The sequence below is a fragment of the Paenibacillus sp. GCM10023250 genome (assembly GCF_042653205.1).
Classification (GTDB): domain Bacteria; phylum Bacillota; class Bacilli; order Paenibacillales; family Paenibacillaceae; genus Paenibacillus_Z.
Window position 1 is genome coordinate 171,937 of the sequence record NZ_JBHSHY010000004.1, and the last position, 25,279, is coordinate 197,215.

The window sequence follows — 25,279 nt, forward strand, 5'->3', positions numbered from 1 at the left end:
ATATCAATGCGGAAGAAGTTACTGGCGGTTGCCTTGACGGCCATGTTCGTCTATAACCTGCTGCTGCCCGTTACGGCAGAAGTCGTGACCGCGGCCGCCTCGGCGGACCCGGGTACGCCGACGCGGAACGTGGCGATCGGCGCTGTGGCAACGGCGTCTGGCCAATGCAATGCGAACGAGAATCCGGCTAACGCCGTCGACGGCAAGAACGACACCAAATGGTGCGACAATACGTCCGCGGCCAAAAAATGGCTGCAGCTCGACCTGGGCAAGGTTTACAACATCAACGAATGGGCTGTGCAAAACGCGGCCATCAACGAGGGGAACAATGCCCCGTTCTGGAATACGAAGGATTTCCGTCTGCAAAAGAGCGACGACGGCCAGACCTGGACCGACGTCGACGTCGTGAAGAGCAATGTGCAAACGATCGTCGATCGCTTCGTAACGCCGTTCGAGGCGCGCTATGTGCGATTGTACATCGACAAAGCCGCCTATGACGGCAATGTCGTTCGCGTATACGAATTCGAAGTGTACGGCGTAGACGCCGGCCAAACGCCGGCCGACCGGCCTTCGAATCTGGCGCCGATCGATTATGTGGATCCGTTTATCAATACCCTCGGCGATAACGGCCAGACGAATCCAGGCCCAACCACGCCGTTCGGACTGGCGTCCCCTGGTCCGGATGGCGACGGCGGGGCATTCAGCGGCTACTATTACCAGGATAAGAACTTAAAGGGCTTCTCTCATATGCGTTACAGCGGCGCAGGCTGCAGCGGCGCGGGCGGCAACATCCTTTTGATGCCTGAAGTTCGCGAATTCACGAAAAACGCGGCGGAGTACAAGCAGAAATATATCAAAAGCAGTGAAGAAGCGTCTGTCGGTTATTACGGCGTTGATTTTGAGAACGGTATCGACGCAAAGCTGACTACCGCAGATCATGTAGCTTTCCACAAGTACACCTTCCCGGCTGCGGCGGCGAATGGCTCGGTCCTGCTGGATCTGTCCAATTCGTATGCGGGCATGGTGGACGCAAACCTGAAAGTAGTGAACAACTATGAGATCACAGGCATGGTCAAGTCCAAAAACGTCTGCGGCAATGGTTACTACACGATCTACTATTCCATTCAGTTCGACCATGATTTCGACAGCTACAAATCATGGCAGGACAATACAGTAGGCGATAACGTAGCCGAGCGTACCGGATTTAACAGCGGCGTATGGATGAACTTCAACACGCAAACGGCCAAAACCGTTCAAGCGAAAGTCGGTCTGTCCTCGATCAGCGTGGAGCAGGCGCAGGCTGAGCGCGGCAAGTTTACGGATTGGGATTTCGACGCTCGTCATCAGGAAGCGCGCAAAGCGTGGAGCGACGTGCTGAATAAGGTCGAAATTACGGATGCGGATGAAGTAAACAAACGCGTATTTTATACGCAGATGTATCATGCTTACCAAATGCCGAAAAACATCACGAGCTCGGCAGGCACGTTCAAGGCAGCGCGCGACGAGAACACGATTCGCAACGTCTCGGAGCCAGGTCTTGGCGATCATTTCCAATATTACAACGGTTGGGCGACATGGGACGATTTCCGCAAATTCTCGCTGTTCTCTGTCCTCGAGCCGCAGCGTTACGAGAACATGGTGAAATCGCTGGTCGATCTGTACAGCACCCGCGGTTCCTATCAGCAATGGGCCAACGGCTATTGGCCGAGCCCGGCGGCCCGGAACGAGTTTAACGGCGCCGTTATTTTGGATGCTTATGCAAAAGGCTTTCAGGATTTCGATGCCTATAAAGCGCTGAAGGGTATGGCTATCGATGCGGACAACTTCTCGATCAGCGACGGTGAAATTTCCGGCAAGCTGGAGAAATACAACAGCGCTTCGTTCCCGATGAAGCTGGCCGCTCTGATCGGCGACAAGGCGACATACGAGAAGTACAAAGCGATGGCGCAAGGCTACAAAGGTCTGTGGAATCCGAACCAAGTAGATGAAAAAGGTGTGAAAACCGGCTTCTTTACGCCAAACGGCAGCACGGTCGGCCCAGGCGATATTCAGGCAGTCGATCGCTTTGCGTACCAAGGTAACCTGTGGCAGTACCGATGGTCGGTGCCGCAGGACGTGAACGGGATGGCCGAGCTGATGGGCGGCAAGAAGGCCACGGCGGAGCAATTGCTGCATTTCTTCGACATCGACGAGTACATGGCGATCAATGAAGAGGATATCCAGGCGCCGTATCTGTTCGATTACCTGGGGTATCCGTATCTGACGCAATACTTCGCACGTCAATTCACGACGGAAGTCGTGACGCAGAAGTATCATAACCATGGCACGTACGCCTATCCGATGAAATCCCGCGTGTACCGCGACGATCCGGAAGGTTACCTGTTGTCCATGGACGACGATGCAGGCGCCATGAGCTCCTGGTTTGTTTACAGCGCGCTCGGCTTGTTCCCGGGCACCCCTGGCGAAGGCTCGTTCCTGATCGGTTCTCCGATCTTCTCCGAGGTGAAGCTGCATCTGGATAATGGTAAAACGATGGTCATCAAGGCTGACGGCGTGTCCAGCCAAAACCGCTTCATCCAATCCGCGGAGCTGAACGGCAAGAACTTCGATCAGGCGTGGATCACGTACGACGACATCATGGCCGGCGGCATGCTGGAATTCCATATGGGCAGCCAGCCGAACACGAACTGGGGCGCGAAAGCGAGCGCGCAGCCGCCGACGATCGATTACGCGGCCGACATCGATAACCGCTTCAGCCACGAGCCGATGATCGCGGAGAAATCGACATGGAAATACCTGGATAAGGGCCGCTACGCCGGAGAGGGCTGGACGACGGCCGCGTTCGACGACAGCGCGTGGGCTTCCGGGCCGGCGATGCTCGGGTACGACAGCTACGGCAAGCCGGCCACCAAGGTCAGCTACGGCCCGAACGCCAACAACAAGTACCCGACGACGTACTTCCGCAAGACGTTCAACGTCGAGGATTCAAGCGGCATTCTCGAGCTGGATGCCAGTCTGATCCGCGACGACGGCGCCATCGTGTACTTGAACGGGCATGAAGTCATCCGGACCAACATGCCTTCGGGCACCGTCGGTTACGACACCTACGCGAACGCGACCGTCGCCGACGAGCGCGACCGCAGCGGCTACGCTATCGATCCGCGCTACCTGGTCGACGGCGAGAATGTGCTGACCGCCGAGGTGCACCAAGTGAACGGCACGAGCTCGGACATCGCGTTCGAGTTCAGCCTCGACGCGGTCCGGGAGCTGAAGACGCCGGCCGCGCCGACGAACCCGGTGGCGGACGACACGATGAACACCATCGGCTGGACGCCGGTGACGGGCATCGCGGACGCCAGCGAGTATCAATTCAGCACGGACGACGGCAAGACGTGGCGAACCGCTTCCGCCAATCCGCAAACGGTCGGTCCGCTGAACTATGCGGCGGGCGCCGTGCAAGTACGGGTAGGCGCGAACCTGGCGGATCACCGCGCGGCCGGCCCAGCGCTGCTGGCGGACAAGGCCTATACGTCCGACGTGAAATGGGACGTGTACGACCTGAAAGCCGACGTGAAACGCGAAGGCAACATGCAAGTGCACGTAACCGGCTCGCTGAAAGGCGAGTACGCGGATTCCGCGGCCGTCGTCTTCCAGCTGATGAACGGCGCGACGAACACGAGCGCATGGCTGTCCACCGCCGTGCCGGTGCAGCAGGGCGATTTCGACATCTCGGAGATCTATAACGTCAACGCTTCGAAGTTCGCCTTTAACGTGTATCTCGTCAGCGATTTCAACGGCGACATCTACGATTCGCCGCTGTGGCTGGCCGAGCCGATCGCGAACCAGCCGGAGCCGGGCGAGCTGCCGGATCCGGAAGGGCCGCAGCCGGTCGACGATCCGATTCCGGATCCGCTGCCGATACCGGACCCGAACGAGCCGGACGAACCGGAGCAGCCGGAAGACGGCACGCTGAAGGTCGAATTCGAAGAGCGGGCGGAATGGACGCCGGACTCGCATCCGAACGGCGGCGGCGGCCTGCAGACGGAGAGCAAAGCGGGCGGCGGAACCGTCGTCGCGCATACGTTTGGCGGCGCATGGCTCGCGTATAACGTCGACTTCGGCGAGACGGGCTATAATCAAGTGACCGTCAACTATGACGCGCCGACGAACAAGGTGCCTGCGGGCAGCTATCTGGAGTTCCGTCTCGGCAGCACGTCGGGCGAAGTCGTCGGCACGGTTAACTTGGATGACAAGTTGGCCAACTGGGGCTCTTACCTCGACACGACGGCCAAGCTGAATCGGACGGTGACCGGCCAGCAGAAGCTCTATGTCATCATGAAGGCAGGGCAGCCTGCGAACGGTCTGCCGTATATCGGCAATTTCGATTGGTTCACTTTCAGCTATGAGAAGACCAGGTCCGACTATGCCAAGCTCGAACTGGAGAACTATGACGCGTGGTCCGGCGCGCCGCTCAGAATTGAAAGCGGCAAGAGCGGCCAGCAGGTGGCCAACACCGCCGACGGCGCATGGCTGGCTTATCTGCAAATGAACTTCGGCACGCAGGGCGTGAACCAAATTGCCATCGAGTATTCGGGCAATACGAACCGGGTTGCCGCGAATGCCTCTGTCGAGGTGTATCTCGGCAGCCCGACCGGCACGAAGATCGGCACGGTAGCAACGCCTCCGACGGTCCCTTCATGGGGCACGTACGAGTCGGCGACCGCTAGTCTGACGCAGCAGATAACGGGCATTCAGGACGTCTATCTGATGCTGAAAGGCACGACGGACGGCAATCATCCGTACATCGGCAACTTCGACAACGCCAGCTTCTCGTACAAATGAACCGGCGTAAGCGCGTGGGTTTGAAGACAAATCGAAGCGGTCCAACGGGACCGATCCGAACGCCGGCGGCCCGCTAGCGATTGCGGATGACACCGGCGGCAAGCTTTACACCGCGCGATGCTCAAGGAGCCTCCTAAGCCAATTATTGGCTTTAGGGGGCTCTTTTTGACCGATGCTTTGGAACTCTAGCGGTTTTGGGCTATAATCGCATCAGAGCACTTTCGTGCCCGCGATTGTTTGGAAGGAGGCGGCAATAGATGCAGCCCATTAATTTGACGGTCATCCAGCAGCGGATCGACCGGATGAAAGACCAGGAGTTATACCTACATTTGGAGATGACGACGGGGGCGTACGCCGCGCATCTGGACAGCACGAAGCATCCAGCGGCGACGTTCGTCACCAATGCCGTCGTCCGTTATACGCACGGCGCGATCTCCGGGGGCGGCCCGTACCGGGTCGGCCTGAAGATGTCCCACGGCTGGGTCTATTCCGAGGGGCTGACGCATTACGACGAGACCGACGCGGAGCGGCTCATTCTGGCGGGTCACGACAGCCAGGGCAAGCTGGTCGTCGCCCTGCATCTGAGCCGGGAGCCGTTCTGATGGGGAAAGAGAGGAGCAACGAGATGGAACGCCGCATATTGGTCGTCCTGCCGCATCCCGACGACGAAGCTTTCGGCTTGTCGGGAACGCTGGCCAAACATATTGAGGAAGGCACGCCGGTCACGTACGCCTGCCTGACGCTCGGGGAGATGGGCCGCAACATGGGCGTCCCGCCGTTCACGAACCGGGTCGGCCTGCCGCTCATCCGCAAGGCGGAGCTGGAAGAAGCCTGCGCCGCGATCGGCATCCAGGATCTGCGCATGCTCGGCTTCCACGACAAAACGGTGGAGTTCGAGGAGCCCGCGCTGATCGACGGACGCATCGCCGCGCTGCTGGACGAGGTCAAGCCGTCGCTCGTGTACACGTTTTATCCCGGTTACGCCGTTCATCCCGACCATGACGCCACCGGCGCCGCCGTCGTCCGGGCCGTCGCGAAGCTGCCTGAGGACGAGCGTCCGAAGGTGCTCTGCATGGCGTTCTCGCGAGGCCACGAGCAGGAGATCGGCCGCCCCGACGTCGTGAACGACGTCCGCGGCACATTAAAGCAGAAGCTCGACGCCATCCGGGCGCATCGCTCCCAGTTCCAGGCGGCGGAGCTGCTCGGCAGCAACGCGCTCACGAACAAGGACCTGCTGGAGCGGTTCGGCACGGAGCGGTTCTGGACGTACCCGATCCGCTGAGCGCCGGCCGCGGGGTTCATGGCCGTAGCGCAGGTTAAGGCTAGGTCCGCCTCATGGAGGCGGGCCTTTTTTTCGGTTTCTTGCGCGGCGCGGCTGTATTTTTCGTGCTTTCCGGTCTCGGCGGCCGGCGCCATTCGTGCTACAATAAGCCTGAACTTCAAAAAATAAACGGTAAAGGATCCTGTGCGATGATCAAAATCAACAAGCCGCAAACGGAAGCCGAGCTTCAGCGGTTCGTCGGGGCCGAGGCGTACATACACAGCGAGGCGACGTCCTTCGTGTTCGTCCGCAACTTCAAGGTCAAGGTGACTCACGCCTACCTCGCGGGCGAGGGGCCGTCCTTCCGCGCCGCGCTCCGGTTCGACGGACACGGCTGGCTGCGCATGGAAGCGCTCACGCATTTCGAAACCGACGAGTACGGCCGTCTGCTGCTGGCCGGCTACGATGACAGGGGACGCATGCATACCGCGCTCCACCTAGGAAAGGAGCCGTTCCCGGAATGAACACGAACGCGCAAAAGACGCGCAAGCTGCTGGCGGTCTTCGCCCATCCCGACGACGAGACGTTCATCTGCGGCGGCACGCTCGCCAAATACGCGAGCGAAGGCGTCGAGATCACGCTGGTCAGCGCGACGCGGGGCGAGATGGGGCGCCGGATGGGCAATCCGCCGTACCTGAACCGCGAGACGATGGCCGCCGCCCGCGAGCAGGAGCTGCGCGACGCCTGCGACCGCCTCGGCATCGGCGAGCTGCGCTTCTTCGGCATCCGCGACAAGACGGTGGAATTCGAGGACGAGGAGTCGCTGACGGGACGCATCGAGGCGCTGATCCGCGAGATCGGGCCGGACGTCGTGCTGACGTTCCACGAGCGGTACGGCGGCCATCCGGACCATTGCGCGATCGGCAAAGCGGCGACCGCCGCATTCCGCCGTTCCGCCCGCAAGGGCGCCCTCTATTTCATCACGTTCGGCGACGCGATGGAGCATCCGAAGCGCTACGGCTATACCCGCAAGGACGTCATCAAGGTCGACATCAGCGCCCATCTGGAGGCCAAGCTCGCCGCGTTCCGCGCGCACCGCTGCCAGACGGAGATCGACGAGTGGGTGTGGCTGGCCGACGACGAGGCGCTGTCCCGGTTCGGCGATTACGAGTATTTCCTGAAAGGCGACCCGGACGCGCCGCAGCGGGCCGGCGACGATTTGTTCTGACCCTGCCGGCAGGCGAGAGGGCGCAGGACGGCGGAGCATCGATCCGCTGCCCGCGCCCTCTTCGTCGTGCGAGCGCGCGTCAGTCCGGTCGTTCCTCGCCCAGCGCGGCGGCGGCGAGGCTCGAGACGACGGCGTTGTCCATCGGCGGGTTATGCAGGCCGGCGCGAACGTCGCGGTAATAGCGCTCGAGCGGGTGGCTGCGCGACAGGCTCGCGCCGCCGACGATGCGCATCGCGAGATCGACGATCCGCAGCGCGTTGTTGGTCACGGCGTATTTCGCCAGGCCGAGCTCCGGCTTGAGCGACGTCCGCCCTTCCGGCTCGCGGTCCCAGCGGTCCGCCGCCTCATAGAGCAGCGCGCGCGCCGAGCGGAGCGCGATCTCCATCTCGCCGATCTGCTGCTGCACCGGCGGCAGGGCGGCGATCGGCTTATCCAGCGTGTTCGGGCGGTACGTCCGCGCGAAGTTCAGCGCGAAGTCCCGGGCGGCGAACGCGATGCCCATGTAGCAGGCCGGGATGTGCAGCATCCAGCCGCCGCCGTCGTCCGTGCCCTTGCCGGTCAGCCGGCCCTCCGGCGCGGCGTAGGCACCGTCCAGCACTACGTCGTGGCTGCCGGTCGCGCGCATGCCGATCGTATCCCACGTCTCCGCGACCGTCACGCCTTCGCTCCGGCGGACGAGAAATTCCCCCGTTGCGTCTTCGTCCGGCAAGTAGGCGGTCACGACGAACCGGTCGAGAATCGGCGAGAGCGTGCTGAACGTCTTGCGGCCGGTGATCCGCCAGCCGCCGCCCTCCGCGGGCACGGCGACCGTCTCCGGCCGTCCGCCGCGGCTCGGGCTGCCCGTCCCCGCTTCGCTCGCGAACGTGTTGATCATCGCGCCGTCCGCGACGATGTCCCGGCACAGCTCGGCGAAGGCCGCGTCCGGCCATTTGCGGGTCGTCCGCAGATGCAGCAGCTGGCCGACGTGCCAGCCGACGGCCAGCGCGGTCGAGCCGTCCCCGTACGCCAGCCGCTCCTGCAGCAGGACGAGCTCGCGCAGCGACAGTTCTTCCCCGCCGTATTCCTTCGGCACGGTGATGCGCAAGTACCCCGCCTCCCGCAGGTCCGCGAAGTTGTCGAACGGGAACGACCCTTCCCGGTCGTGGCGCTCCGCCCGTTCCGCGAAGCGCGTGGCCAGCGCCTCGGCTTTCCGGACCCAGGCTTCTTCCTTCTCATTGCGAATATAGCGATCGATATAACGGCTCATCCGAGGATCACTCCTTTTCTAACGTCATTATACCAAGCGGCGCGCGAAAGGGGAGGGCGAAACGGCGTTTTGTCCGATTTTGTCCGGCTGGGGCGCACATGTGCGCCTGGCTAGGGCGCATTTGCTGCGCCTGCTAGGGCGCACTGGCTGCGCCTCGCTAGGGCGCGCCCGCGCCGGATCGATGGCGGCCCGGTGCCGGCCGGTTCCGCGCCCGCGCCGGACCGCCGGCGGGCGGCTCTCGCCCGCCCGAAGCCGCTCCTCCCGGGCCGCCCGCCTCGTTTCGGCCGTGGAAGCGTTGACAACCCGGCCCGGCAGGCGGCAAACTGGCAGTAGACGCTATCCTACACGAAGCGGAGATGCAACGCGATGCTCAGATGGACCCGACAAGCCTTGCGCGGAATCGCGCGCCCCTTCCAGCTCAGCCTCCGGTATAAGCTCATGCTGCTCATGGTGCTGATCGCCGTGCTGCCGCTTTCGCTCGTCACGCTGTTCGCGACGAACACGACGAAGCGGTCGCTCGCGACGGAGGTCATCCGCTCGAACGAATCCCGGATGGAGTGGGCCTCGAAATATTTCGACGAGAAGTTCGACCAGCTGCAGGCGGTCTCCTACTCGCTCCTCCTCGACAATACGTTGTTCCCCAACGTCAACGGCGGCCCGGTCCAGCGCATGGGGTCGCCGTCGTTCGTGAGCCAATACACGCTCGACCGGCTGAAGTCGCTCTACAGCGCCAACAACAAGAACATCGCCCAGATCGCGCTGTACCTGAAATCCCAGGGCCGGCTGTACGTCGTCGACAAGGTCGCGGGCATCGCGACGGATCGGCTGAAGACGCCGCAGGCGGACTGGGGCGCGATCGGGCAGTCGCACGACAGCCTGAACCTGCTGCTCAACAACAGCAAGGACACGTTCTCCATCGTGCGCACCATGAACCGCTTCTCCGACCGCGAGGTGCTCGGCGGCGTCATGCTCGAGGTGCGGTGGAAAATGATGAACAGCGTGCTCGACATGGTCCACTCGGAGGCGAACAGCGAGGTGTTCGTGGCGGACGCGGACGGCAACGTCATGTACAGTCCGTACAGCGAACGGATCACGACCGACCAGGAGACGGTGAAGGCGGCGCTCTCCGGTCCGGACGGGCCCGGCTATACGGAATCGAAGCGCGGCTTCCTGTTCTACCAGCCGAGCGTCTCCGGCCAGATCTGGATCGTGAAGTTCATCCCGATCGCCTACGTCACCGAGGGCGCGTCGTCGACGCTGAACTTTAGCCTGTTCACGGCGCTGGCGTTCGCGGCCGTGGCGATCGCGGCGTCGGTGCTCATCGCGTACGTGACGACGCGGCCGATCATCCGGCTGACGAAGTCGATGAAGGCCGTCGAGATCCAGAATTTCGAGGTGGACATCCGCGAGCCGCGCAGCGACGAGATCGGGACGCTGGAGCGCCGCTTCAACTCCATGCTCGGCCGGATCAAGGAGCTCATCCAGACGGAGTACAAGGCGACGATCGAGAAGCGGACGGCCCAGGTGAAGGCGATGCAGGCGCAGATCAACCCGCATTTCCTGCATAACGCGCTGCAGGCGATCGGGGGCATCGCGCTGTCTCGCAACGTGCCGGAGATCAACGACCACGTCCGGGCGATCAGCGATCTGTTCCGTTACGCGATCCGGATGAAGTCCGACCTGGTCACGGTCGCCGACGAGCTCGAGCACGTCGAGAACTACCTGCATATCCAGAAGCTGCGGTTCCAGAGCATGATCGACGTGCGCATCGAGGCGGACGAGGACTGCCTCGGCTGCCGGATTCCGAAGTTCTCGCTCCAGCCGATCGTGGAGAACTGCTTCTTCCACGGCCTGGAGGGCAAAATGGACGCCTGGACGATCGCGATCCGGGTGGAGAAGGTGCTCGACGAGATCGAGATCGACGTCGCCGACAACGGCGCGGGCATTCCCGAAGCGCGTCTCGCGGAGATCCGCCGCCGGCTGAGCCAGCCGGCCGACGGCCCGGAGCACGGCGAAGGCATGGGCATGAGCAACGTCAACGCGCGGATCAAGCTGCTGTTCGGCGAGGAATACGGCCTGTTCGTCTCGAGCGGGCCGAACGGGGGCACGACGGTCAAGCTGCTAATACCCGCGATCGAGAAGGGGGAAACGGAATGAAGGCGGTCATCATCGACGACGAATTTTGGACGCGCGACAGCATCAAGCGGCTCGCGGACTGGGCTCGCTTCGGCATCGAGCAGGTCGAGGAGGCGGAGGAGGGCATCAGCGGCCTGCGGATCATCGACGAGATCCGTCCGGACATCGTCATCACGGACATGCGCATGCGGGGGATGGACGGGGTGGAGCTGCTGCGGAAGCTGACGGAGGATTATCCGTTCATCCGCAAGATCGTGATCAGCGGGTTCGACGACTTCGCGTACACGAAGCAGGCGATCCTCTCCAAGGTCGACGAATACATCCTGAAGCCCGTGCAGGCGGAGGAGCTGAACCGGGCGCTGGAGAAGGCGGCGTCGGAGCTGCGCATCGCCCGGGGGCTGCACGCTGCGCAGCCGCTCGGCAAGGACGTCATGAGCGCTGTCACGGCGTACAAGGAGCAGATCTCGCGGCAGTTCCAGGAGCTTCAGCCGGAGGCTGTCCGGGAGTCGTTCGACTCGCTGGAGGCGCTGCTTCGGACGCAGGAGCAGGCGGCGCCGGGGCTGTATCATCTGCTCTACAAGCATTTCATGCTGCTGCTCGGCGAGCTCGCGGCCAAGGCCGGCGCCGACGACGCGTCCGCCCTGCCGGAGCAGGCGTCGTCGTTCTTCGTGACCGACTTCACGCCGCTCGAGCAATGGATCGGCATGCTGCGCGCCGCCTACGGGGCGGTGCTCGAGCAGACAATCCAGCTCCGCCGGAGCAAGCACCGCATCGACATCGAGGACATCCGGCAGTTCATCGACCGCTCGTTCGCCGAGCCGATCACGCTGGAATCCATCGCGGGCCTCTACTTCGTCAGCAAGGAGCATCTGTCCCGGACGTTCCGGCAGGCGACGGGCTCCACGGTGATGGATTACATCGTCACGAAGCGGGTGGAGGAGGCGAATCGGCTGCTGCAGGCATCCGCGTCGATCAAGCGCGCGGCGGAGGCGGTCGGCTACTCCGACCTGACGTATTTCCACCGCATCTTCAAGAAAATCACGGGCATGACGCCGGCCCAGGCGCGGCGCGAAGCGGCGGACGAGCGACCGAGCACGCGCGAAGCGGACGCCGCCGAATATCAATATCGTCCATAACAATGCGCAAATGCGGTCCAATGCCAAGCGCGGCACCTCCCCGTTATACTCGTTACGTAAGCGTTATCACAACCTAGGGAGGTCTTGAAATGAAGAAATCCATTTCGATCTTGGCAGCGGTTACGCTGCTGGGATTGACGGCTGCCTGCTCGTCGGGGGGCGGCAATTCGAATAGCGGCGCCAATGCAGGCAACGCGGGCGACGGCGGCAACCAGACGGCGAACAATCAGCCGGCCGAGGGCGGCAGCGACGCGGCGGCCGCGCCGAAGAAGGTCGAGCTGAAGATCTTCCTCGGCGGCCTCGACCGGTTCCGGGAGCAGTTCGACGGCTACTTCGAGAAATTCGCGGAAAAAGAGAAAGCCGAGAAAAACATCGAAGTGACGTTCAACTCCGAATATCCGGGCTCGGACAACGCCCCGCAGATCCTCAAGACCCGGCTCGCCACGGGCGACGTGCCGGACGTCTTCAGCCTGCACGCGGGCAACGACATCCCGTCCTTCTATAAGGCCGGCTACCTGACGGACCTCTCCGACCAGCCGCTCTCGGGCAAGCTGATCGATGGCATCAAAGACCTCGTCTCCATAGACGGCAAGGTCGTCGCGGTGCCGATGGAGAGCTTGTCGTGGGGCTACCTGTACAACAAGAAGATTTTCAGCGACCTCGGCATTACGCCGCCGAATACGCTCACCGAGATGAAAGCGGTCGTCCAGAAGCTGAAGGACAACAAAATCACCCCGTTCCTGCTCAGCTACAAAGAAAGCTGGATTCCGCAATTGTTCCTGCCGCTGACGGTCGGCGGGCTCGTGAACAGCAGCCATCCGGATTTCATGGATAAAATGAACAGCGACCAAGGCAGCTTCGGCGACATCAAGGAGATGTTCGACATCATCGACCTCGTCAACGCGAACGGAACGGACCGCGCGTTCGAGAAGGGCAACGACGACGGCGCGGCCGACTTCGCGAACGGCAAGGCGGCGATGTGGGTGCAGGGCACGTGGGACGCGGACGCCATCCTGAAGATGAACGACAAGATTGAATTCGGCGTCGCGCCGCTGCCGATCAACGACGACCCGGCATCGCTGCGCATCAACGTCTCGGTGTCCACGGCGCTGTCCGTGCCGCCGAACAGCAAGAACAAGGAAGTCGCGACCGACCTGCTGAACTTCATCCTCGACGATCAAGCGTCGAACGATCTGTATCAAAGCCTGAAATTCAACCCGGTCTCGAAGAACCATACGTTCGAGCCGTATCCTTGGGTGGAAGACGCCTCCGTATACGTGAACAAGGGCCAATCCTACCGCGATCCCGCGATTCCGTCCGCGGTCAAGGATGAGTCGGGCAAGGCGCTGCAATCCTACTACGACAAGAAACTGTCCAAGGAAGACGTCATCAAGGACCTGGACAAAGCGTGGAAGGAAGCCAACGCGGCCAATAAGTAACCGGCCGGCCCCGAATTACAACGAGCGCACCCCGCTTTCGCCGCTCTCAAGCGCCGGCCGAAGCGGGGCGCGTCTTCCTTAAGGAGTGAATGCAACCATGACGAGCCGACGCCGCAAGGCGACCGTGTCGCTCATTTTGTTCGTGCTGCCCGCCTTCGTGCTCTACCTGCTGTTTCTGGTCATCCCGATGCTTCAAGGCTCGTACTACAGTTTCACGGATTGGAACGGCCTGAATCGAACGTACGGCTTCGTCGGGATTCAAAATTTCGTCGAGGCGCTGCGGGACGACCGGTATTTCCGGACGGCGATACTGTTTACCGCCAAATACGTCGTCTGCGCCGTCATTTTCACGAACGTGCTTGCCCTGCTGCTGGCACTGCTGATCGAATCCCGCACGCGGGCGAAGGGGCTGTTCCGGACGGTCTTCTTCATGCCGAACATGCTCAGCGTCATCATCAGCACGTTCATGTGGGTGTTCGTGTTCTCGAAGGTCATTCCGGCGCTGTCCGAGCATGCGCTGTTCGGGTTCCTGGACCTGTCGTGGCTCGGCGATCCCAAAGTCTCGTTCTGGTCGATCCTGCTCGTCTCCGTCTGGGGCGGCGTCGGCACCTTGATGCTCATCTACATGTCGGCCATCCAGGGCATTCCGCAGCATCTGAAGGAAGCGGCGATCATCGACGGGGCGACGCCGTTCCATATGCTTCGCTACATCACGCTGCCGCTGATCGCGCACGCGCTGACGATCTGCATCTTCCTGACCCTGAACAGCTCGTTCAAGATCTACGATCTCGTGTACGCCTTGACCGGCGGCGGTCCCGGACGGGGCACGCAGGTCATTACGATGAATATTCTCGAGGAAGCGTACCAGGGCAATAACCGGTATGGCTATGCCAGCGCCAAGGCGATCATTCTGTTCTTGATCATCCTCGTCATTACCATGATCCAGGTGACGGTCATGAAGAAGCGCGAGGTGGAAGCATGAGCAGGCGTATCTATTCCGCATTGGGGTGGGTCGTGCTCGCCCTGCTGGCCGTCTACTTCCTGTTCCCGATCTACATGGCCATCGTCAATTCGTTCAAGACGGAGGGCGAGGTGTACAGTAATGTGCTAGGCTGGCCGTCCGCCTTGAAATTCAATAATTACGCCGAAGCGTTCAAGAAAGCGAACATGCTGCACAGCGGCTGGAACACCGTCGTCGTCACGGTGACGGGCATCGTCGGCATCGTCGCCTGCAGCTCCCTCGCGGGCTACAAGCTGTCCCGCACGCGCGGCAAGCTCAGCAACGCCATCTTCATGCTCTTCGTCGCGTCGATGCTCATTCCGTTCCAGACGATCATGGTCACGCTGACCCAGATGGCCCGCGACCTCGGGCTGCAGGGCTCGCCGTTCGGACTCGGCGTCGTCTGCGCGGGACTCGGCGTCAACATGGCGATCTTCCTCTACCACGGCTTCGTGAAGGGCATCCCGCGGGAGCTCGACGAATCCGCGAGCATGGACGGCTGCGGCGAGTGGAAGGGCTTCTTCCTGATCATCTTCCCGCTGCTGCTGCCGATCACGTTCACCATCGTCGTACTGGATCTGCTCTGGCTGTGGAACGATTTCCTGCTGCCGGTGCTGCTGCTGAACGATTTCCGCCAGTATACGCTCGTCCTGACGATCAACATGTTCTTCGGCAAGTACAGCCGGGACTGGGCGCTCATTCTCGCCTCGCTGATCCTGGCCTCGATCCCGATCGTCCTGATCTTCGCGTTCTTCCAGCGCTGGGTCATCCAGGGGATCACGGACGGGGCGGTCAAAGGGTAAGGGTTGCGGCCGTCGCCATACGGCCTACCCGAGATGGAGCATTTGCGATAACCGCGTGAATAAGGAACAAAAGGAACAAGTCATAGTCGACTTGTTCCTTTTTGGCATGTTTGCGCCTCGAATGCTTGCAGCTGCTCGGCTGCTGTCGGTTACGATACGGTTGTTGTCATTTTTCTCCTGCTCGTTTATTAAAATAATGATAAGTTTTCGTAAGCAGGTCCGCCAGCTGCCGGCTTTCGTCCTGGCCCAGATCATCGATCAGGCCGCCGATCGATTCCCGGAAGTAGCGATCGGCCGCCAGGGCGACCTCCTTGCCTTTGGCCGTCAGTCCGATGCCGACGGAACGGCGGTCGTCCGGATCGACCGTGCGTTTGATCAGCTTCTCCTCGATCAGCTTCTTGACCAGCTGCGTCACCGTCGGCGTCGTCACGAGCAGCCGTTTGCTGAGATCGGATACCCGCGGCTTGGGGTTGCCGTTGATCTGGTACTCCATGATGCAGAAGAGGATGCGGATTTCGCTGCGGGTCAGGCCGTTGACCGGTTTCTCCCGCCATTCGGCCTTGTTGAACAGGGTGAAAGCGTGCCTCAGCTGCTTAATGATGTCTTGCCGGTTGTCGTTCATGGGCATCTATGCTCCTATCGAATCGGTAGTGTGCGCGACCGGGCGGGAAACGCCATACTTGAACTATACTACACGCATCCTCCTAATAAAATTTAGTTGGCAACCTAATTCGTTTAAAGTTTCGTCGTCTGGCACACGATGAAGTGGAGCCGAACGCCCCGTACCGAATCGACGCCGCGCCGGGCCCGTCTATCGAACCCGAGACCGATGATCTCCGGTACCCGCCCGGCTATGATAGGATTAACGGCTTGTTACGATTGACTATCCGGCCGGTTCGAACGAACCGGCCTACACCTTGGAGGAGGCGCGATGCGTACCTATTGCGTAACCGGGGGAGCGGGTTTCATCGGCTCCCATCTGTGCGAGCGGCTGCTGAAGGCAGGCCATCGCGTCGTCTGCGTCGACAATTTCAACGATGCGTATGCGTATAAAATCAAGATTAAGAATATCCTGAATAGTATCGGAATGGAATCGGACTTTCAATGTAGTCATAAAGAAGCCGATCTGCTTCGTCTGCAGCGGGCTGTCGCCGGGGACAGCTACAAGCTCGCCGTCGCGGATATTCGCCGCGCGGACGAACTCGACGCCGCGTTCGCGGGCGAGCGGATCGACGCGGTCATCCATCTCGCGGCCATGGCGGGGGTGCGGCCGTCCATCGCGGACCCGCTGCTGTACGAGGACGTGAACGTCTGGGGCACGCTGCAGGTGCTGGAGGCGATGCGCCGGCACGGCGTGCGCAAATGGCTGTGCGCCTCGTCGTCCTCGGTTTACGGCAACAACGAGAAGACGCCGTTCGCGGAGGACGACGCCGTCGACCGGAGTATCTCCCCGTACGCCGCGACGAAGAAGGCCTGCGAGGTGCTTGGCCATACGTACTATTATTTGCATGGCATCGATACGGTTATGCTCCGGTTCTTCACCGTGTACGGCGAACGGCAGCGGCCGGATCTGGCCATTCATAAGTTCGTGGCCATGCTCGACCGCGGCGAGCCGTTGACGCTCTACGGCGACGGGTCGTCGAGGCGCGACTACACGTACATCGGGGACATCGTCGACGGGGTCTTGGGCGCCCTGCAGTACATCGAAGCGCGGGACGCCGTCTACGAGATCGTGAATTTGGGCACGAGCCGGACGGTCTCGCTGCTCGAGCTCGTTCGGGGCGTGGAGCAGGCGCTTGGCAAGCAGGCCCGCATCCGCTGGCTTCCGGACCAGCCGGGCGACGTCATGCGGACGTACGCGGACGTGTCCAAGGCGGGCCGTCTGTTCGGCTACGCGCCGCGGACCGACTTTCACGAAGGATTGCGCAGGTTCGTCACATGGTATAGGGGGAATGATCATGGTCAAGCTCTCGATCGTCGCGCCGATCTATAACGAGGAAGAGAATATCTTGCTGCTGCACGAGGCGATTACGAACGCGGTCCGGCACAAAATAGAGAGCTACGAGATCGTGCTCGTCAACGACGGCAGCAAGGATCGGAGCGCGAACATCTTAAACGAGCTGGAGGAGCGGGACCCGGCGGTGAAGGTCATCCATTTCGTCAAAAATTGCGGGCAGACGGCCGCGATCTATGCCGGGATGAAAGGGACCTCCGGCGAGCTCGTCGCGCTCATCGACGCGGATTTGCAGACGGATCCGCGGGATATTTTCAAGCTGATGCCGTATATCCCGAACATGGATTTCGTGAACGGCAAGCGCGTCCGGCGGAAGGATACGTTCGTGAAGAAGGTCTCGTCGCGGATCGGAAACGGGGTCCGCAATTGGCTGACGGGCGATACCATCTACGACACGGGCTGCCCGATGAAGCTGATGAAGCGCGAGGTGGCCGAGAGCTTTTATTTGTACGAGGGGATGCACCGGTTCCTGCCGACGCTGGCGAAGATCAACGGCTTCCAGGTGATCGAGATCGCGGTATCCCACCAGGAGCGGCAGCACGGCGTATCCAAGTACGGCGTGTTCAACCGGGCGTTCGTCGGGCTGATGGACGCCATCGTCATCGGCTGGCTGCGCAAACGGGTCATCCGCTACCAGATCCGGGGACAGTAGCATGTGGTGGCATTCCTTGTTAGGCGGCATGTCGGCCGGCGGCGTGGCTTGGATCGTCTTCGGCTTCGTCGGGCAGATCATGTTTTCGATGCGCTTCATCACCCAATGGCTGGCCAGCGAGAAGGCGAAGCGGACCGTCGTGCCGCTGTCCTTCTGGGTTTACAGCATTCTCGGCAGCGTCGTCCTGTCGATCTACGCGATCTACCGCAGGGACCCCGTCTTCATCCTCGGCCAATTGCCGAGCGTCTTCATCTACTGCCGGAACATTATTCTGGAGCGGAGAAACAACCTAACGAGCGCGGCAGACGTGAAATCGGTGGATTCATAGGCGAATACCTCTGTCCCGATAAGTCGGGACAAAGGTATTCGCCCGCATCGGAAGCATAAGCTTTAGGCGAATGCCTCTGTCCCGATAAGTCGGGACAAAGTCAACCGCCCGCATCGGAAGCATAAGCTTTAGGCGAATACCTCTGTCCCGATAAGTCGGGACAAAGTCAACCGCCCGCTCACACGAACGCAAAGGGCTCGACGCTCAGCAACCGGAACAGCGTCGAGCCGACGTCCTCCGTTCGGGCGGCGAGCACGACCGTGCGGCACAGATCGGGATCCGCCAGGGGCACGGCGTGCAGGTTCATTTGCTTCGCCTCCGCCGCGACCATTTCGGGCAGCACCGTGATGCCGGCGCCGGCGGCGACGTTGAAGAGAAATTCTTTATTGTCTTCGACCTCCAGCCGCACGTCGGGGCTGTACCCGAGGCTCGCCGCCAGCGTTCGGACGCGGTTATGGATCTCGCATTTCGGGCTGGCGAAGACGAATCGCTCGTTCTTGAGCTCTTCCAGGCGGAGCGACGTCCGCCCCCGAAGCGGGTGATCTTCCGGCAGCACCGCGATATAGCCTTCGGTTAACAGCGCCTTGCTCCACATCCGGTCGCCGACGATGGCTGCATCCATCAAGGCGGCGTCGATCGAGCCTTCCTGAAGTTCGTCCCGCAGATCGGCCGATGTTTGCCGCACCTTGACCGCAACCGGATGGCCGGCGGTGCGGTAATCGCGCAGCCGTTCGGGGTGAAGCTGCGACACGATGCTCGGCAGACAGCCAAGCGTGCGCAACGGTCTGGTTTTGAACCGGCGCATGTCCGCTTCGATTGTATCCAGCGAAGCCAAAACGGGCATAATCCGTTCCATAAACTCCGCGCCGGCATCCGTCAATTGAACCCCCGAAGCGCTGCGCAGGAATAGCTCGATGCCGTAGGCCGCTTCCAGCTGCCGGATCTGCTTGCTGATCGCCGGCTGGGTCAAGCTGAGTTTCTCGGCAGCCTTGGACAAGCTCTTCAGCCGCGCCGCCTCGGTAAAACTTCGGAACCATTCCACCTGCATCGTAGTCCTCCTATAATGAACGGTTATAGCCCTCTAACATAGCGGAAGTTCCGCAACGGTCCGGTTCGGGTTATCATCTAGTGCATCCATCCTAACACAGCGCCTCCGATCGGAGTAGGTGGAAGGGTTGGCAGAGGTGACACAAATTTCCGCGACAACAAAGGAGAATGCCCGATGTCTGAAGTATTAGATGTACTTGGCCCGCGCCTGCAGCATTTGACGGAGCTTTCCGATAACCAGGACTACTGCCTGATGAAAGGCGAGCTCGGCCCAGGCGTATTCGTGCCCGTGCATAGCCATGAAGACCGCGAGACGTTCGTCGTAATTGCCGGCGAAATCGAAGCTTGGCTGGACGGGACGTGGTCCGTCTACCGCGCCGGCGACACGCTGGATATCGCGCCGAACCGGAAGCACGCGTGGCGGAACGCCTCGAGCGAGCCGGTCACGCTGCTGATTGCCTCGACGGTGAAAATGGGGCAATTCTTCAAAGAAATCGGCCGCCCTGCCGCTTCCGTGCCGCCGGGTCCTCCGGAGCCGGCCGCGCTGGGACACTTCGTCCAAACGGCGATTTCGTACGGCTACTGGCTCGGCACGCCCGAGGAGAACGCCGCGATCGGCCTGTTGATGGGGTAAGCGAATCCCGTTCCTGCAGCCTCGCAGAAGTAATGAAAGAGCCGGGTCGGCACGCCGACCCGGCTCTTCTTTATATAGAAGGGGAATCTTGAAGCTGCAGGAATTAGGCGGATGTGCCTTTTTTCGGGCGGCGGGACAGGAATCGGGCATCCTTCCGGCGAAGTGACAACCTGATTACGTCCGGAAATCCGGATTCGAAAGGGGAACGCAACAAGATGACGTTCGATTTGACGCATGATCCATATCCGTCGCGGCGTACGGCGGTCGTGGCTAGAAAAGGGATGGTCGCGGCTTCGCAGCCGCTGGCCGCGCAGGCGGGACTGCGCATGCTGCAGCAGGGCGGCAACGCGGTCGACGCGGCGATCGCGACGGCAGCCTGCCTGACGGTCGTCGAGCCGACGGCCAACGGCATCGGCGGGGATGCCTTCGCCATCGTGTGGCAGGAAGGCCGGCTGCACGGGTTGAACGCGAGCGGCCGCTCGCCGATGGCGCTGACGCCGGACGCGGCGCGGGAACGCGGCGCCCGCGAGAGCATGCCGGTCGACGGCTGGCTCCCGGTGACCGTGCCGGGCGCGCCGTCCGCTTGGGCGGCGCTGTCGGAGCGGTTCGGCCGGCTGCCGTTCGCGGCGCTGCTCAAGCCGGCCGTGGAGTATGCCCGCGACGGCTACGCGGTGACGCCGGAGCTCGGCGCGACCTGGGCCCGGTCCTTCCGGGCCTGGGAGGCGAAGGCCGGCGATCCGCTGTTCGCGGAGTGGTTCCGCGTGTTCGCGCCGGAGGGCCGGGCGCCGAAGCCGGGCGAGACGTGGCGCTCGCCGGACCACGCGCGGACGCTGGAGGCGATCGCCGCGTCGAAGGGCGAGGCGTTCTACCGCGGCGAGCTCGCAGAAGCGATCGACCGGTTCGCGCGCGAAACCGGCGGCTTGCTCCGCGCGGCGGATTTGGCGGCGCATTGTCCGGAATGGACGGATCCGATCTCCGTCCGGTACCGGGGCTACGACGTATGGGAAATGCCGCCGAACGGCCAGGGGCTCGTCGCGCTCATGGCGCTGAACGTTCTGGACGGCATCCCGCTGGCGCATAAGGACGCGATCGAGACGGTTCACGCCCAGATCGAAGCGCTCAAGCTGGCCTTCGTCGACGGCCGTCAGCATATTACGGAGCCGGCATGGATGAAGGCGAGCGTGGAGGAGCTGCTGTCGCCGGCTTACGCGGCGCAGCGGCGGCAGTTGATCGGCGAGCAGGCGGTCATGCCTGCGCCGGGCCGGCTGCCGAGCGGCGGCACCGTTTATTTGGCGGCGGCCGACGGCGAAGGGAACATGGTCTCGTTCATTCAGAGCAACTACCGGGGCTTCGGCTCCGGGCTGGTCGTACCGGGAACGGGCATCGCGCTGCAAAACCGGGGCTCATCGTTCTCGCTGGATCCCGGCCACGCGAACGTCGTGGCACCCGGCAAGCGGCCGTTCCATACGATCATTCCCGGGTTTCTCACGAAGGACGGGGCGCCGATCGGCCCGTTCGGCGTCATGGGCGGCTTCATGCAGCCGCAGGGCCACCTGCAGGTCGTCTCGAACCTGATCGACTTCGGCCTCCATCCGCAGGCTGCGCTGGATGCGCCGCGCTGGCAGTGGCTCGAAGGCCGGAAGGTCGCCATCGAGACCGGCTTCCCGGATCATTTGGCCCGGCAGCTGGAGCAGCGCGGGCATCAGATTCAGCTGCTGCTCGACCGCAAGGCGTTCGGCTGCGGCCAGATCATTTGGCGCGACCCGAGCGGCGCGCTCATCGGCGGCACCGAGCCGCGGACGGACGGCTGCGTGGCGGCTTGGTAGCGCGGGGGCGGGAGCCGAAGCGCCATTGCGGGGCAGGTGCGGTGGTGCGCCATCGCGGGATAGGTGCGGCCGATGCGTCGCCGCTTGAGCGGCCCGGATCGGCGGCACCGAGCCGCGGACGGATGGCTGCGTGGCGGCTTGGTAGCGGGGGCGGGAGCCGAAGCGCCATTGCGGGGCAGGCGCGGCCGATACGCCGCCGCTGAGCGGCCCGGATCGGCGGCACGAGCCGCGGACGGACGGCTGCGTGGTGGCTTGGTAGCGGGGGCGGGAGCCGAAGCGCCATTGCGGGGCAGGCGCGGCCCGGCTTTCGGCCTTATTGTGGGATACGCCGCCGTTTAAGCGGACAGGAGCGCCGTTATTTCCCTAAAAGCGCCGATTTTGACATTTTCGCGGCCACAGGAGCCGCTATTGGTACTGAAACCTAGCAATAAGGCGCAGATCCGAACCAATAAGCGCTCCTGTGGCCGCAGAAGTCCGAATATCGGGCAATCGGCCGAAATAGCGGCTCTGGTGTCCGCAAAATCGGAGCACAGCCGGTGCGGAAGCGGAGCGGAGCTAAATTGCCGACGTGGATCCCGGGCATCTGCCGATGTTGAGCGACCCGGGAGGGCTGCGCGCGATTTTGACGGCGTTTCGGGCGGAATTGGCAGGGGCAGGCGCCGAAGTGCCATTGCGGGGCAGGCGCGGCCCATGCAACGCCGCTTGAGCGTCCGGCTTTTTCGGCCCTATTGTCGGGCTGCGTCGCTTGAGCGGACAGGAGAGCCGTTATTGCCCAAAATCGCCGATTTTGGCTTTTTCGCGGCCACAGGAGCCGCTATTGGCACTGAAACCTAGCAATAAGGCGCAGATCCGAACCAATAAGCGCTCCTGTGGCCGCAGAAGTCCGAATATCGGGCAATCGGCCGAAATAGCGGCTCTGGTGTCCGCAAAATCGGAGCACAGCCGGTGCGGAAGCGGAGCGGAGCTAAATTGCCGACGTGGATCCCGGCGCGGAGGCGCAGCGGAGCTAAATGCCGTCGCGGATCCCGGTGCGGAGGCGCAGCGGAGCTAATTGCCGACGCGGATCCCGGCGCGGATGCACAGCGGAGCAAAATTGCCGTCGCGGATCTCGGCGCGGATGCGCAGCGGAGCTAAATTGTCGTCGCGGGTCCGGGCGCGGAAGCGGAGCGGAGCTAAATGCCGTCGCGGATCCCGGTGCGCGGGCGCAGCGGAGCAAAATTGCCGTCGCGGATCCCGGCTCCGGCTCGTATGCGCAGCGGAGCAAAATGCCGTTCGCGGATTTCGGTTCGGCCCGTCCGCCGGACGCGAGACCGACAGATCAGGACCGCCGCGCGCTTCAACGCATCTCTCACCTAAACGCAAGCCGCCGCGACCGGTGGCGAGAGCAAGCCGGATGAGGCGTCCGCCTGGACGCGTTCATCCGGCTTGCCGTCCGTTTATTCGCCGCAACGTTCTCCCGACCCGCAGCCTCCAGCCGTTGACTGACAAGGGTTGTCACCTCCCGCTGCTACAATGGAGCCAGAGACGGGAAGTTTGCAGCGCAGCAGTGTACGAAGGACGAAGGAGGGCTCGGCATGGCTGGCGAGGAGAGACGACTTAATGAAGAAATTGGCTTTTTGTTCGTGCATGGCGCAGGGCTGCGCGGGAGCGTCTGGACGGCGGTGACGGACGGGCTGGAGGCGCCGTCGCTCGCGGCGGACTATCCGCAGCGCGACGGTCCCGCGGCGGAGCGGCTGCGGCTCGGACTGGCCGATTACGCGGCGCATGTGCGGAAGCAAGCGGAAGCGTGGCGCGTCCGGCGGATCGTCGTCGTCGCGCATTCGATCGGCGGCGTCGCGGCGCTGCCGGCGGCGGCGGCTTTGGCCGGAGGGGGACGGCTGGCCGGCTTCGCGGCGGTCGGGGCGGCGGTTCCGCGGGCCGGCGGTTCGTGGCTGTCGGCGCTGCCGATGCCGAAGCGGGCGATCGTCGCCGCTTTGATGCGGCTGGTCGGCACGAAGCCGCCGGCGGCGGCGATCCGTGCTGGGCTGTGCGGTGGCTTGAGCGAGACGCAGGCGGAAGCCGTCGTGAACGGCTTCGTGCCGGAGGCGCGGCGCCTCTACACGGAGCCGTGCCGCGCGGCGGTGCCGGCTGTCCCGTCGGTCTATGTCAAGCTGACGCGGGACAAGGAGATCGATCCGCGACTGCAGGACCGCATGATCGCCAATCTGGCGCCGGGCCGCGTCGCCGCGCTGGATACCGGGCATCTGCCGATGTTGAGTGACCCGGGAGGGCTGTGCGCGATTTTGGCGGCGTTTCGGGCCGAATTGGCGGGGGCTGAGTTGTAAGGTTCGCGGTCAGCCGCTAAGATGGGGAAGAACGTGCAGGGAGCTCCTCGGGCGCGTGGGCATCGGCCTAGCGCTTGCGCGAACCTGCCTGCGAATACCCTGCGAAGGAGACGAGGACCTCATGGGAGAATTCGAAACGATCGCGGCGACCCGCGAGCCCGTTACCATCGACCGCATCGCGCGGGATCTCGGCGCGCTCGGCGTGCAGGAAGGCGACGTTCTGCTCGTACACTCGTCGCTGTCCAGCATGGGCTGGGTGTGCGGCGGACCGCGAGCCGTCGTGATGGCGCTGCTGAAGGCGGTAGGCGCTGAAGGCACGATCGTCATGCCGGCCCAAAGCGGCGACTGGAGCGATCCGGCCGAATGGAACAACCCGCCCGTGCCGCGGGCGTGGCTCGAGACGATCTACCGCGAAATGCCGGCGTTCGATCCGCTGACGACGCCGACGCGGGGCATGGGCAGGATCGCGGAGCTGTTCCGGACGTTCCCGGGAACGGTCCGGTCGGCGCATCCGCAGGTGTCGTTCTGCGCGAACGGCAAGCACGCCGCGGCCATCGTCGCGGAACATCCGCTGACGCCGCAGTTCGGCGAGGATTCGCCGCTTGGCAAGCTTTACCGGCTGCCGGAAGCGAAGGTGCTGCTGCTCGGCGCCGGCTATCATGCGTGCACCGCTTTCCATTTGGCCGAAACGCGGCTGGACCGCATGCCGGCGAAGCGGATGGGGACGGCGATGACCGAAGCGGGCGCGAGGACATGGAAGTGGTTCGACGACTTCGCCTACGATTCCGAGGATTTTCCGCTCGTCGGCGCGGAGCTGGACGCGCGCGGCATGCCGTCGCGCGGGGCGGTCGGCAGCGCGGACTGCCGGCTGTTAGGGCTGAAGGCCGGCGTGGACGCGGCCGAGGCGTGGCTGCGGGAGAACCGGCCCGGGCTGTGAGAATTCCGCCGCCCCTGGCGGACAACCCGGCCGGGGTTGTGCGAATCCAGCCGTCCCTGGTGGACAACCCGGGCGTGGATGCGAGAATCCAGCCGCCCCTGTCGGAGAACCGGCCGGGGCTGTGAGAATTCCGCCGCCCCTGGCGGACAACCCGGCCGGGGCTGTGCGAATCCAGCCGTCCCTGGTGGACAACCCGGGCGTGGATGCGAGAATCCAGCCGTCCCTGCCGGATTCCGACTGCGGAAGCGTTCCGACTTATGCAATCTGCTCCGAAGGGCTGTTCATCGGTCGATCCCCGGCGACCGTGAGCAGCCCTATTCGATTTTGTTGCGGGGCAGCCCGAAGCTCACGATAATTGGCGAAAATTCGGTCCAAAAATGGTAAATTGGGACTTCCGCCGTTCCTTCGATTCCGGTAACATGAATG

Annotated in this window: 20 protein-coding genes; 17 read left to right on the plus strand and 3 right to left on the minus strand. The window is 62.8% G+C overall.

Annotated elements, in window-relative coordinates:
* Positions 1-6 precede the first annotated feature (6 nt).
* The 5 genes from ACFPB1_RS06255 (at position 7) to ACFPB1_RS06275 (ending at position 7,331) form a co-directional block, all read left to right on the plus strand.
* Positions 7-4,842, plus strand: coding sequence for a glycoside hydrolase domain-containing protein (locus tag ACFPB1_RS06255; RefSeq protein ID WP_379223073.1), 4,836 nt, complete (start codon positions 7-9; stop codon positions 4,840-4,842).
* 257 nt (positions 4,843-5,099) lie between these two features.
* Complete coding sequence (locus tag ACFPB1_RS06260) at positions 5,100-5,444, plus strand: YojF family protein (protein WP_379223075.1); 345 nt, start codon at positions 5,100-5,102, stop codon at positions 5,442-5,444.
* 23 nt (positions 5,445-5,467) lie between these two features.
* A complete protein-coding gene (gene bshB2, locus ACFPB1_RS06265) occupies positions 5,468-6,124 on the plus strand; it encodes a bacillithiol biosynthesis deacetylase BshB2 (RefSeq protein WP_379223147.1) in 657 nt (218 codons plus the stop codon).
* Between the two features lie 188 nt (positions 6,125-6,312).
* Positions 6,313-6,627 (plus strand): DUF1806 family protein, encoded by a 315-nt coding sequence (locus tag ACFPB1_RS06270; RefSeq protein ID WP_379223077.1) that lies wholly within the window; start codon positions 6,313-6,315, stop codon positions 6,625-6,627.
* Entirely contained in the window at positions 6,624-7,331 is a 708-nt protein-coding gene (locus tag ACFPB1_RS06275; RefSeq protein ID WP_379223079.1) for a PIG-L family deacetylase, read from the plus strand. The genes ACFPB1_RS06270 and ACFPB1_RS06275 overlap by 4 nt, the downstream gene beginning before the upstream one ends.
* 79 nt (positions 7,332-7,410) lie before the next feature.
* Here ACFPB1_RS06275 and ACFPB1_RS06280 read toward each other — a convergent pair whose 3' ends face one another.
* Positions 7,411-8,577: an acyl-CoA dehydrogenase family protein gene (locus ACFPB1_RS06280; protein ID WP_379223081.1), complete on the minus strand. Its 1,167-nt coding sequence runs from the start codon at positions 8,575-8,577 to the stop codon at positions 7,411-7,413.
* A 366-nt stretch (positions 8,578-8,943) separates the two neighbouring features.
* Between ACFPB1_RS06280 and ACFPB1_RS06285 the strand changes: the two genes are divergently transcribed.
* The 5 genes from ACFPB1_RS06285 to ACFPB1_RS06305 all read left to right on the plus strand — a co-directional run bounded on the left by ACFPB1_RS06285 (position 8,944) and on the right by ACFPB1_RS06305 (position 15,091).
* Positions 8,944-10,734, plus strand: a complete 1,791-nt coding sequence (locus tag ACFPB1_RS06285) for a sensor histidine kinase (protein WP_379223083.1) — start codon at positions 8,944-8,946, stop codon at positions 10,732-10,734.
* Positions 10,731-11,849 (plus strand): response regulator transcription factor, encoded by a 1,119-nt coding sequence (locus ACFPB1_RS06290; protein ID WP_379223085.1) that lies wholly within the window; start codon positions 10,731-10,733, stop codon positions 11,847-11,849. Before ACFPB1_RS06285 ends, ACFPB1_RS06290 begins: the two co-directional genes overlap by 4 nt.
* Positions 11,850-11,938: 89 nt before the next feature.
* Positions 11,939-13,288 carry an ABC transporter substrate-binding protein gene (locus ACFPB1_RS06295; RefSeq protein WP_379223088.1) on the plus strand — a complete coding sequence of 450 codons (1,350 nt, stop codon included), beginning with the start codon at positions 11,939-11,941 and terminating at the stop codon, positions 13,286-13,288.
* Positions 13,289-13,385: 97 nt separating this feature from the next.
* Complete coding sequence (locus ACFPB1_RS06300; protein ID WP_379223090.1) at positions 13,386-14,270, plus strand: carbohydrate ABC transporter permease; 885 nt, start codon at positions 13,386-13,388, stop codon at positions 14,268-14,270.
* Positions 14,267-15,091, plus strand: coding sequence for a carbohydrate ABC transporter permease (locus tag ACFPB1_RS06305; RefSeq protein WP_379223093.1), 825 nt, complete (start codon positions 14,267-14,269; stop codon positions 15,089-15,091). Before ACFPB1_RS06300 ends, ACFPB1_RS06305 begins: the two co-directional genes overlap by 4 nt.
* 166 nt (positions 15,092-15,257) lie before the next feature.
* Here ACFPB1_RS06305 and ACFPB1_RS06310 read toward each other — a convergent pair whose 3' ends face one another.
* Entirely contained in the window at positions 15,258-15,713 is a 456-nt protein-coding gene (locus ACFPB1_RS06310; RefSeq protein ID WP_379223095.1) for a MarR family winged helix-turn-helix transcriptional regulator, read from the minus strand.
* Positions 15,714-16,022: 309 nt separating this feature from the next.
* Here ACFPB1_RS06310 and ACFPB1_RS06315 point away from each other — a divergent pair, with 309 nt between their 5' ends.
* The 3 genes from ACFPB1_RS06315 to ACFPB1_RS06325 are packed head-to-tail and all read left to right on the plus strand — an operon-like array spanning position 16,023 to position 18,085.
* Positions 16,023-17,084: a GDP-mannose 4,6-dehydratase gene (locus ACFPB1_RS06315; RefSeq protein WP_379223097.1), complete on the plus strand. Its 1,062-nt coding sequence runs from the start codon at positions 16,023-16,025 to the stop codon at positions 17,082-17,084.
* Positions 17,050-17,757, plus strand: coding sequence for a glycosyltransferase family 2 protein (locus tag ACFPB1_RS06320; RefSeq protein ID WP_379223099.1), 708 nt, complete (start codon positions 17,050-17,052; stop codon positions 17,755-17,757). The genes ACFPB1_RS06315 and ACFPB1_RS06320 overlap by 35 nt, the downstream gene beginning before the upstream one ends.
* Before the next feature lies 1 nt (position 17,758).
* Entirely contained in the window at positions 17,759-18,085 is a 327-nt protein-coding gene (locus tag ACFPB1_RS06325) for a lipid-A-disaccharide synthase N-terminal domain-containing protein (protein WP_379223102.1), read from the plus strand.
* Between the two features lie 178 nt (positions 18,086-18,263).
* On the opposite strand, the gene ACFPB1_RS06330 is transcribed toward ACFPB1_RS06325, so the two are convergent.
* The gene (locus ACFPB1_RS06330; protein ID WP_379223104.1) at positions 18,264-19,133 is read right to left on the minus strand and encodes a LysR family transcriptional regulator; all 870 of its coding nucleotides are present in this window, start codon (positions 19,131-19,133) and stop codon (positions 18,264-18,266) included.
* 174 nt (positions 19,134-19,307) lie between these two features.
* Between ACFPB1_RS06330 and ACFPB1_RS06335 the strand changes: the two genes are divergently transcribed.
* The 4 genes from ACFPB1_RS06335 to ACFPB1_RS06350 all read left to right on the plus strand — a co-directional run bounded on the left by ACFPB1_RS06335 (position 19,308) and on the right by ACFPB1_RS06350 (position 24,853).
* Positions 19,308-19,766: a cupin domain-containing protein gene (locus ACFPB1_RS06335; RefSeq protein ID WP_379223106.1), complete on the plus strand. Its 459-nt coding sequence runs from the start codon at positions 19,308-19,310 to the stop codon at positions 19,764-19,766.
* A 215-nt stretch (positions 19,767-19,981) separates the two neighbouring features.
* Positions 19,982-21,592 carry a gamma-glutamyltransferase family protein gene (locus tag ACFPB1_RS06340; RefSeq protein WP_379223108.1) on the plus strand — a complete coding sequence of 537 codons (1,611 nt, stop codon included), beginning with the start codon at positions 19,982-19,984 and terminating at the stop codon, positions 21,590-21,592.
* 1,574 nt (positions 21,593-23,166) lie between these two features.
* The gene (locus ACFPB1_RS06345) at positions 23,167-23,916 is read left to right on the plus strand and encodes an alpha/beta fold hydrolase (RefSeq protein ID WP_379223110.1); all 750 of its coding nucleotides are present in this window, start codon (positions 23,167-23,169) and stop codon (positions 23,914-23,916) included.
* A 121-nt stretch (positions 23,917-24,037) separates the two neighbouring features.
* Positions 24,038-24,853 carry an aminoglycoside N(3)-acetyltransferase gene (locus ACFPB1_RS06350; protein ID WP_379223112.1) on the plus strand — a complete coding sequence of 272 codons (816 nt, stop codon included), beginning with the start codon at positions 24,038-24,040 and terminating at the stop codon, positions 24,851-24,853.
* Positions 24,854-25,279: the final 426 nt, after the last annotated feature.

Bases quoted from the DNA above. Each gene is read 5' to 3' on its own strand.
- ACFPB1_RS06255 (WP_379223073.1), top strand. From the start codon at position 7: ATGCGGAAGAAGTTACTGGCGGTTGCCTTGACGGCCATGTTCGTCTAT.
- ACFPB1_RS06260 (WP_379223075.1), top strand. From the start codon at position 5,100: ATGCAGCCCATTAATTTGACGGTCATCCAGCAGCGGATCGACCGGATG.
- bshB2 (WP_379223147.1), top strand. From the start codon at position 5,468: ATGGAACGCCGCATATTGGTCGTCCTGCCGCATCCCGACGACGAAGCT.
- ACFPB1_RS06270 (WP_379223077.1), top strand. From the start codon at position 6,313: ATGATCAAAATCAACAAGCCGCAAACGGAAGCCGAGCTTCAGCGGTTC.
- ACFPB1_RS06275 (WP_379223079.1), top strand. From the start codon at position 6,624: ATGAACACGAACGCGCAAAAGACGCGCAAGCTGCTGGCGGTCTTCGCC.
- ACFPB1_RS06280 (WP_379223081.1), bottom strand. From the start codon at position 8,577: ATGAGCCGTTATATCGATCGCTATATTCGCAATGAGAAGGAAGAAGCC.
- ACFPB1_RS06285 (WP_379223083.1), top strand. From the start codon at position 8,944: ATGCTCAGATGGACCCGACAAGCCTTGCGCGGAATCGCGCGCCCCTTC.
- ACFPB1_RS06290 (WP_379223085.1), top strand. From the start codon at position 10,731: ATGAAGGCGGTCATCATCGACGACGAATTTTGGACGCGCGACAGCATC.
- ACFPB1_RS06295 (WP_379223088.1), top strand. From the start codon at position 11,939: ATGAAGAAATCCATTTCGATCTTGGCAGCGGTTACGCTGCTGGGATTG.
- ACFPB1_RS06300 (WP_379223090.1), top strand. From the start codon at position 13,386: ATGACGAGCCGACGCCGCAAGGCGACCGTGTCGCTCATTTTGTTCGTG.
- ACFPB1_RS06305 (WP_379223093.1), top strand. From the start codon at position 14,267: ATGAGCAGGCGTATCTATTCCGCATTGGGGTGGGTCGTGCTCGCCCTG.
- ACFPB1_RS06310 (WP_379223095.1), bottom strand. From the start codon at position 15,713: ATGAACGACAACCGGCAAGACATCATTAAGCAGCTGAGGCACGCTTTC.
- ACFPB1_RS06315 (WP_379223097.1), top strand. From the start codon at position 16,023: ATGCGTACCTATTGCGTAACCGGGGGAGCGGGTTTCATCGGCTCCCAT.
- ACFPB1_RS06320 (WP_379223099.1), top strand. From the start codon at position 17,050: ATGGTCAAGCTCTCGATCGTCGCGCCGATCTATAACGAGGAAGAGAAT.
- ACFPB1_RS06325 (WP_379223102.1), top strand. From the start codon at position 17,759: ATGTGGTGGCATTCCTTGTTAGGCGGCATGTCGGCCGGCGGCGTGGCT.
- ACFPB1_RS06330 (WP_379223104.1), bottom strand. From the start codon at position 19,133: ATGCAGGTGGAATGGTTCCGAAGTTTTACCGAGGCGGCGCGGCTGAAG.
- ACFPB1_RS06335 (WP_379223106.1), top strand. From the start codon at position 19,308: ATGTCTGAAGTATTAGATGTACTTGGCCCGCGCCTGCAGCATTTGACG.
- ACFPB1_RS06340 (WP_379223108.1), top strand. From the start codon at position 19,982: ATGACGTTCGATTTGACGCATGATCCATATCCGTCGCGGCGTACGGCG.
- ACFPB1_RS06345 (WP_379223110.1), top strand. From the start codon at position 23,167: ATGGCTGGCGAGGAGAGACGACTTAATGAAGAAATTGGCTTTTTGTTC.
- ACFPB1_RS06350 (WP_379223112.1), top strand. From the start codon at position 24,038: ATGGGAGAATTCGAAACGATCGCGGCGACCCGCGAGCCCGTTACCATC.